General features: G+C 50.1%; 2 protein-coding genes. Both read left to right on the top strand.

Annotation, left to right across the window (positions count from 1 at the left end; genetic code table 11):
* Positions 1-502: 502 nt before the first annotated feature.
* Positions 503-1408, top strand: a complete 906-nt coding sequence (locus tag SHEWPOL2_RS21720; protein ID WP_226871892.1) for a transcriptional regulator — start codon at positions 503-505, stop codon at positions 1406-1408.
* A partial coding sequence (locus tag SHEWPOL2_RS21715; RefSeq protein ID WP_037431659.1) for a type I polyketide synthase occupies positions 1368-3498 on the top strand: 2131 nt, incomplete at its 3' end. The genes SHEWPOL2_RS21720 and SHEWPOL2_RS21715, both read left to right, overlap by 41 nt.

The raw sequence follows: 3498 nt of genomic DNA, 5'->3' as shown, positions 1-3498 counted from the left end.
TATCCCCTGTGTGCCTTGGGTGCCCGGTAACGCGCCACTTTAGCGCGCTCGTCCTCACTCAAGAGCGCCATACAGGCACTCGTGCTAGCCGCATCCATTTCGGTTAATGGTATAAAAAAAAGCTCAATATTCATTAATTTATCCCAACAACACCTGAGTTTAACGGCAGCCCTATTCTACTCAGTTCTGCTCGGCTGACGAACAATATCTGAACCTTACCAATAACCAACTGAATTTTAAAAACTATTTTTGATGAAATTGCATTTAGCTGCTTTGTTCGAAAACAATTTGATCATTAAAAAACCATTTCAAGTCCCATATGATTGTATCGAGCAAAAACCTAGGGTAATCTGCATCACCACTGTGTACTGTAAAACACCCAAAAACACGGGTTTTAAGCCTCTTTTAAGCATGAGTGTTGACTCAGTTAAAATGGCAATATCATGCAGTCCCGATAGATTATGTGGGTGAAAATAATAATGATGGGACCGCACTAACAAGTATGAGTTTTCCAAAAGTCGACACTCAAGTTTCTGATAACGCTCGCATAAAGAAATTGAGCACAGAGAAAAAGTCTCGCCATAACACGGCAAGGCACCGCAATGCCACCACCACGCCGGAAATGCGCCACTTTATTCAGCAATCTGAATTGAGTGTGAGTCAGCTCGCCAAAATTTTAAATATTACCGAAGCCACAGTGCGTAAATGGCGCAAGCGCGAGTCAGTGAACGACAGCCCGAATACCCCGCATAACCTCAATACCACCCTCACCCCAATTGAAGAATATGTGGTGGTGGGACTGAGGTATCAGCTAAAACTGCCACTCGATAGGCTACTTAAAGCGACGCAAACCTTTATTAATCCCAATGTATCGCGCTCAGGTTTAGCCCGCTGCCTTAAGCGTTATGGGGTTTCGCGCCTCGATGAGTTTGATCAAGAACTTGTGCCTAAACAGTATTTTAATCAATTACCGATTGCCCAAGGCAGCGACGTACAAACCTATACGGTTAACTCCGAAACCTTAGCCAAGGCGCTCGCTCTGCCAAGCACAGATGGCGACACCGTAGTGCAAGTGGTGTCATTAACGCTGCCACCGCAATTAACCGAAGCCGAGCCTAAATCAGTGCTCCTTGGTATAGATAGCAAGACAGATTGGATTTATATCGATATTTATCAAGATAGTAACACCCAAGCGGCCAATCGCTACATCGCCTATGTGCTGAAGGATGGGCCGTTTCATCTGCGTAAATTGCTGGTGCGCAACTACCACACATTTTTAGCCCGCTTTCCTGGTGTGCAAACCCCAAAAGCCCTCGCTAAATCCCTTAATAAGGCACAGCCACCCGCTTTGCCAGTGGAGACTCTTTATGAGCCATACCCCATCACAGCCTCAATTATCAACCGATGAAAAAGCCGATAAGAGACTGAATAAACGCTTAAAAGATATGCCAATTGCCATCGTTGGCATGGCGAGTATCTTTGCGAACTCCCGCTATTTGAATAAATTTTGGGATTTAATTTGCGACAAGATTGATGCTATCACCGACGTGCCCAAATCCCACTGGTCGATTGATGACTATTACGATGCGGATAAGTCCAAGGCCGATAAGAGCTACTGCAAACGCGGTGGGTTTATGCCTGAGGTCGACTTCAATCCGATGGAGTTTGGTCTGCCGCCCAATATTTTGGAACTCACCGACAGCTCACAATTACTCTCACTGGTCGTAGCCAAGGAAGTCCTACAGGATGCCAATCTGCCAGACGATTACGACCGTGACCGCATCGGCATCACACTCGGGATTGGCGGCGGTCAAAAACTAAGCCATAGCCTCAATGCGCGCCTGCAATACCCAGTGCTGAAAAAAGTATTTAAAAGCAGTGGCCTGAGCGATGAAGATAGCGAGCTGCTGATCAAAAAATTCCAAGATCAATATGTCCACTGGGAAGAAAACTCTTTCCCCGGCTCCCTTGGCAACGTGATTGCCGGACGCATCGCCAACCGTTTCGATTTAGGTGGGATGAACTGCGTCGTCGATGCCGCCTGTGCGGGTTCGCTTGCCGCCATGCGTATGGCGCTCACCGAACTGACCGAAGGTCGCAGCGACATGATGATCACCGGCGGTGTCTGTACCGACAACTCGCCCTACATGTATATGAGTTTCTCAAAGACGCCCGCCTTTACGACCAATGAGCAAATCCAACCCTTCGATATCGACTCTAAGGGCATGATGATTGGCGAAGGCATCGGCATGGTCGCCTTAAAACGCCTCGACGATGCCGAGCGCGATGGCGACCGTATCTATGCGGTAATCAAAGGCGTAGGCGCCTCATCCGACGGTAAATTTAAGAGCATTTATGCACCGCGCCCCGAAGGCCAAGCCAAGGCATTAGAACGCGCCTATGATGATGCAGGCTTTGCGCCGCACACCGTTGGCTTGATTGAGGCCCACGGCACAGGCACAGCCGCAGGTGATGTGGCCGAATTCAATGGCTTAACCTCAGTGTTTTCTAAGGATAATGAGCAGTTACAGCATATTGCCTTAGGCTCAGTTAAATCTCAGGTCGGTCATACTAAGTCCACCGCAGGCACGGCGGGTGTGATTAAAGCAGCATTGGCGCTGCACCATAAAGTCTTGCCACCAACAATTAACGTTAGTCAGCCCAACCCTAAATTAAACATTGCCCGCTCGCCCTTTTATCTCAATACCGAGGCACGCCCTTGGATCCAACGCAGTGACGATACGCCGCGCCGCGCTGGGATCAGCTCCTTCGGTTTTGGGGGCACTAACTTCCATTTAGTGCTCGAAGAATATCACCCAGAGCACGCGCGCGATGACGCCTATCGCCAGCGCAGCGTGGCGCAAAGCTGGCTGTTTGCCGCCGCCGACAAAACCGCGCTGCTTGGCGAATTAAAAACCGCGCTACAGCAAGCAACTGCGGCCAAAGCAGAACTTTCTCAGGCGCATTTTGTTGCCTTTGCAAAAGCCTACGCCCTGCGTGAACTAGCGCCGCAATCGGCCCGTCTTGGCTTTATCGCCAAGGACTATGCCCAGTTACAGACTCTGTTAACCCAAGCGATAGCGCAGCTAGAATCCAATAGCGCCGAGGGCTGGCAACTGCCCTCAGGGATAAGTTTCCGCGCCCAGGCTCTGGTCAAGGATAACCACAAGGTCGCGGCCTTATTTGCCGGCCAAGGCTCACAGTACCTGAATATGGGACTGGAAATTGCCAATAACTTCCCCGAGCTTCGTCGCCATATTCACGCCAGCGATAAAGTGTTCAGCGACCGTGGTGAGGCTTCACTTTCAAGCGTGCTATACCCGATCCCGGCCTTCGATGATGAATCGAGAAAAGCGCAGGAAAGTGCGTTAACCAATACTCTGTATGCCCAAAGCGCCATCGGCGCGCTCTCAATGGCGCAGTACACCCTGTTGACTCAGGCGGGTTTCGCCCCGGATATGCTCGCAGGCCATAGCTTTGGTGAACTCTCGGCCCTGT

The sequence above is a fragment of the Shewanella sp. POL2 genome (genome assembly GCF_000282755.1).
Lineage (GTDB): Bacteria > Pseudomonadota > Gammaproteobacteria > Enterobacterales > Shewanellaceae > Shewanella > Shewanella xiamenensis.
Note: the sequence above shows the minus strand (reverse complement) of the source record. Positions and strands in the feature narration are given on the sequence as shown.

Bases quoted from the DNA above. Each gene is read 5' to 3' on its own strand.
- SHEWPOL2_RS21720 (WP_226871892.1), top strand. From the start codon at position 503: ATGAGTTTTCCAAAAGTCGACACTCAAGTTTCTGATAACGCTCGCATA.